Raw genomic sequence first — 5,000 nt, forward strand, 5'->3', positions numbered from 1 at the left:
GGAAGCCAGCAAGGCCGCCCGCCGTGCCTGGGATATCAACACCAGGGTTTACGCGGTGGGAGGAACCGACTATCTGAGCTTGCTGGAAACCCAGCGCAGTTATCACCGCTACCTGGACGACTACCAGAAGATCCGAATGGAATTCTTTCGGGGTTACATCAGCCTGTTCCAGGCTCTGGGCGGCGGCTTGAAGGCGGAGCGCCGGGCACCGGCTGACGACGAAGCCATCCCGGTGGTGTACGAGGGTTCGCAAGCAAGCACGGACACTTTCTGGCAGGTGGAGCTGGCCGGGCTCTATCATCGCTCGACGATCGATGCAACCTGGCGTGACCTGCGCAACCGTTATCCATTTTTCATGGAAGGGCGCAGCCTCCAGCCGCGACTCAAAGGTCGCATCGAGGAAGATGACGACGTTCAGCAATCCTGGTATCAGTTGTACATCGCGAATTTCAACAGTCAGGTGGAGGCGGAAGAATATTGCCTCACCCTGAAAGCCGATCAACAACGCTGTCGGGTGGTCTCCCCGGAGACGGACACCACGCTCCTGGATAATGCGCGCCCCCGGCGCCCTGGTACCTAGTGGCGGAATACCCGGGCGATTCCGATCCCGACGGCCATCGGTCGGCATGCCGTTTGGAGCCTGTTCATTGCCGGAAAATGGTAAAGTCGCCGCTGCCGCTGGCAGCATGCAAGCCTATCGACAATTCAATGACACCTTGGCCTCTGGCCTCACGTCAGCAACTTCCTGGTAATGACTGAAAAATTCTCGCACAGCGTTGTTCAGTGCCTCGCCGCGATCGCCCAGAATCAGGGGATCAGGATCAATCCTGAACGCCTGATCCACGATTTCGCCCTGGCGGATGAAGAACCGGCTGCGCCCCTGGTGTTGCGGATGGCCGCCGACATCGGCATGAAGGCGAAGGCGGACAGGCTGACCTGGAGCAAACTCGTCGCCCAGCAAGGGGTGTTCCCCGTGCTGGCCCGCCTCAACAGCGGTGCCGGCGTGATCGTGGTCGGGATCCGGCAGGAGGGAGAGAGCAAACAGGTGGCGGTGGTCGATCCCTGTGCTGCTGCGGTGGCGATCACCTTTTATTCCGAAGAGGCGTTTGGCGCGATCTGGAGCGGCGATGTCATCCTGCTCAAAAGGGCTCATTCGCTCTTCGATGCGCAACAGCCTTTCGGCCTGCGCTGGTTCATCCCGGAGATTCTGAAGCAGCGCACTGCCTTCCGGGACGTGTTCATCGCCGGCATGGCGATGAATGTCCTGGCCCTTGCCTCACCCCTGTTTTTCCAGGTGGTGATCGACAAGGTGCTGGTACACCAGAATGCATCGACCCTGATGGTGCTCACCGTCGGGGTGATCATTGCCATGCTGTTCGATGCGGCCTTCGGCTATCTGCGCCAGATACTGCTGTTGGCGGCGACCAACAAGATCGACATGCATGTCACCCGCCGGGCTTTCGGCCACCTGCTCTCCCTGTCGATCGACTTTTTCGAGCTCTCCACCGCCGGGGTGGTCACCCGCCAGATGCAGCAACTGGAAGGCATTCGCCATTTCCTCACCGGCCGTTTGCTGTTTGCCGGCATGGATGCCCTGGCCCTGGTGATCTTCCTGCCCCTGCTGTTCACCTACTCCTTCAAGCTGGCGCTGATCGTGCTGGGATTCGCGCTCATCATCGCCCTCATCATCACCATTTTGCTACCCACTTTCCGCAAACGCCTGGACCGGCTAAACAGCGCCGAGGGCGTCCGCCAGGCGCTGTTGGTGGAAACCATCCACGGCATGCGGACGGTCAAGGCCCTGGCCATCGAACCGGTGCAGCGCAAGGCCTGGGACCAGTTGTCGGCGGAAGCCATCAACGCCCATTTCGAAGTCGGCAAACTGTCGATTGCCGGCAACCTGGCCACCGAATTCCTGGGCAAGCTGATGCCGGTGGTCATCGTCTTCATCGGAGCCCAGAGCATCTTCGATCAGACCATGAGCGTCGGGGTGCTGATTGCCTTTCAGATGCTGTCGGGACGAGTGATCAACCCCTTGATCCAGATCGTGAGCCTGATCAACGAATATCAGCAGACGGCCGTATCCGTGCGGATGCTGGCGGAGATCATGAACCGGCCACCGGAAGGGCGGATCGGCGCCGGTGGCCTGCGCCCCCTGCTGAAAGGACAGATCACCTTCGAGGAAGTGACCTTCCGCTACCCTGGTGCCAGCGTCAATGCACTGGACCGGACCAGCTTCACGATTCCGGCAGGCGCCGTGGTGGGTGTCGTGGGACGCAGTGGTTCAGGAAAAACGACCCTGACCAAGCTGATCCAGGGCCTCTACCCGGTGCAGGAAGGCCTCGTCCGCTTTGACGGCATCGATGCCCGGGAGATCGATCTGTCTCATCTCCGCCGCCAGATCGGGGTGGTCCTGCAGGAGAATTTTCTTTTCCGCGGCAGCATTCGCGACAATCTCACCATCACCAAGCCCGATGCCAGCATCGAGGAAATCGTCGCCGCCGCCCAGGCGGCCGGGGCCGACGAATTCATCGAACGAATGCCGCAAGGATACGACACGCTGCTGGAGGAGAACGCATCGAATCTAAGTGGCGGGCAGAAGCAACGCCTTTCCATTGCCCGTTCCCTGCTGGCCAGGCCCAACATCCTGATTCTCGACGAAGCCGCCAGCGCCCTCGACCCGGAAAGCGAGGCCATTTTCATCCGCAACCTGTCCCGGATTGCCGTGGGCAGGACGGTGATGATGATCTCCCACCGATTGTCCACCCTGGTCAACGCCGATGTGATTCTGGTCATGCAGAATGGCCGCTTGTCGGACTGGGGTACGCACACACAACTGCTCTCCCGCTGTCAGACCTACCAGCATCTATGGAACCAGCAGACAGGCCATCTTTGATCCGCCGGCTATGGTCCCGGCAGACGGTTGATCAGCCTGCCCTGGATTTCCTGCCCGATGCGGACGAAATCGAGCGGCGGCCACTGCCCCGCTCGGCCAGTTTCACCCTGCACCTCCTCGCGCTGGCACTGCTTGTCTTCCTCCTGCTGGCGACCTTCTCGGATATCGACCTGGTGATCACCGCCCGAGGAAGATTGATCACACCTCTGCCGAATATCGTCCTGCAACCGCTGGACACTGCCATCATCCAGCAGATCAATGTCAAGCCTGGGCAGATCGTGAAAAAAGGGGAGCAGCTCGCCACCCTCGACCCGACGTTTACCGAAGCGGATGAAACCCAGTTGAGAACCCGCCTGGGCAGCCTCGATAATGAACGTGCCAGACTGGAAGCGGAACTGTCGGGCAAAACCGTCACCACCGATGCCATGGCCAGTGATGACAAGAAGATCCAGGGCCGCCTGGCCGACGAGCGACAGGCCAGCTATCTCGCCCAGATGCGACGACTGGATGAAAATATCGCCCGCATCCGGGCGTCCCTGGAAACCAACCGCCGCGACCAGACCGCGATGAACGCCCGCGTTCAGGTACTCCGGGAAATGGTCGCCATGCTCGAACCCCTGGTGGCCCAGCAGTATGCGGTGCGCGCCCGCCTGCTGGACGCCCAGGACCGCCTGCTCGAAGCGGAGCGCGGCGCCCAGATGGCCCGCAGCCGGGAGCAGGAACTCCAGAAGGAACGGACTGGACTGGAAGCCGAACGTCTGTCCTTCCAGACCGGCTGGCGACACAAAATCATGGAGGAACTTCTCGCCCTCTCCCGTGAGCGGGATTCGGTCAACGAGCAGTTGCAGAAGGCGGACAAACGTCACCAGTTGGTGGTCCTGACCGCACCCTCCGACGCCGTGGTGCTGGAGATCGCCAAGCTGTCCGCCGGTTCCGTCGCCAGGGCCGCCGAAGCCTTGTTCACCCTGGTTCCCCTGGGAGAGGGCCTGGAGGCTGAGGTCCAGATCGAATCCGCGGACGTGGGTTATGTCAAACTCGGCGACCGGGTGCACATGAAGGTGGATGCCTATCCCTTCCAGTTGCACGGTGCCCTGGATGGAGAGCTGCGCACGATCAGCGAAGATGCCTTCCGTCGCGAGAACGTCGCTGTTGGCGGCAGCGAAGCCTACTACCTGGGCCGTATCCGGTTGACCACGACCCAGCTCAACCGGCTTCCCAAACACGCTCGCCTGCTTCCCGGCATGACCATCAGCGCCGAGATCACGGTGGGCAAGCGCTCGGTGATTTCCTATCTGCTATGGCCGCTGATCAAGGCACTCGATGAGTCGGTCCGCGAACCGTAAGCGGTGTTCCGGGAGAGTCCATCTTCGCCAACCCTGCGCATGAGCCCCCCATTCAGATCAGAAGAAAATCGCCATGATCAAGCGTGGGGTGAGTGGCAAGACCCAACACCGCAATTTCCACCGCTGCGCCCTTGCCGCTGCCATCGGCATCGTAGTACAGGGAGCCCGTGCTCGTGTTATAGACCACCCGGTCATCCGCATCGTGCCCCTTGACCGCATCGGCACCCGCCCAGAACTGCGCTTCGCTCAAAGCGCCGATCGTCTTTCCCAGTCCCTTGAACACCAGCAGGCTGAGTTGGATATGGTCTGTTCCTGACTCGAAATCGACGAGGACATCCCGGTTGTTGGCAGCGTTTGGTGCCGTGTTGAGCACGAAATGATCTTCACCATTGCCGCCGGTAAGGGTATCGTTACCCAGTCCTCCGAACAGCGTGTCGTTGCCGCTGCCACCGAGAAGCTGGTCGGCGCCGCCGCTGCCTTCGATCCGGTCAGCAAATGCCGTTCCCGTCAGGATGTTGGCCCCGGCATTGCCGATCATGGTGATGGCGTTGACCAGTGCCGACGCATCGGCATTGAGTGCTGCCGAACCCGTGCTCGTGGCCACCGCGCCGGTACCCGTGCCAAGGACTACCCGCTCGATGCCCGTATCGCCTGCAAACAGTGTCAGGGTACTGGCGGTGGTCGCTGCGAAACGCACTTCGTCAATACCGGAACTGCCCGTATCCGCAATCTCGGCTGCAGCATGGGCGGCGGCGAGCCCG

3 protein-coding genes and 1 pseudogene are annotated in these 5,000 nt (G+C 61.2%); 3 read left to right on the forward strand and 1 reads right to left on the reverse strand.

Annotation, left to right across the window (positions count from 1 at the left end; translation table 11 throughout):
* The 3 genes and pseudogenes from CAPSK01_RS16320 to CAPSK01_RS16330 form a co-directional block, all read left to right on the forward strand.
* Positions 1-580 (forward strand): annotated as a pseudogene (locus tag CAPSK01_RS16320) (hypothetical protein); the annotation flags it as partial.
* 171 nt (positions 581-751) lie between these two features.
* On the forward strand, positions 752-2,896 hold the full coding sequence (locus tag CAPSK01_RS16325; protein WP_034929074.1) for a peptidase domain-containing ABC transporter: 2,145 nt from the start codon (positions 752-754) through the stop codon (positions 2,894-2,896).
* Positions 2,893-4,239, forward strand: coding sequence for an HlyD family type I secretion periplasmic adaptor subunit (locus tag CAPSK01_RS16330; RefSeq protein WP_273703871.1), 1,347 nt, complete (start codon positions 2,893-2,895; stop codon positions 4,237-4,239). Before CAPSK01_RS16325 ends, CAPSK01_RS16330 begins: the two co-directional genes overlap by 4 nt.
* A gap of 52 nt (positions 4,240-4,291) precedes the next feature.
* Here the strand turns inward: CAPSK01_RS16330 and CAPSK01_RS16335 are convergent.
* Positions 4,292-5,000, reverse strand: a 709-nt coding sequence (locus CAPSK01_RS16335; protein WP_337958609.1) for a M10 family metallopeptidase C-terminal domain-containing protein, incomplete at its 5' end; no start/stop codon positions are given.

This window comes from Candidatus Accumulibacter vicinus, assembly GCF_000584955.1.
Taxonomy (GTDB): Bacteria; Pseudomonadota; Gammaproteobacteria; order Burkholderiales; family Rhodocyclaceae; genus Accumulibacter; species Accumulibacter vicinus.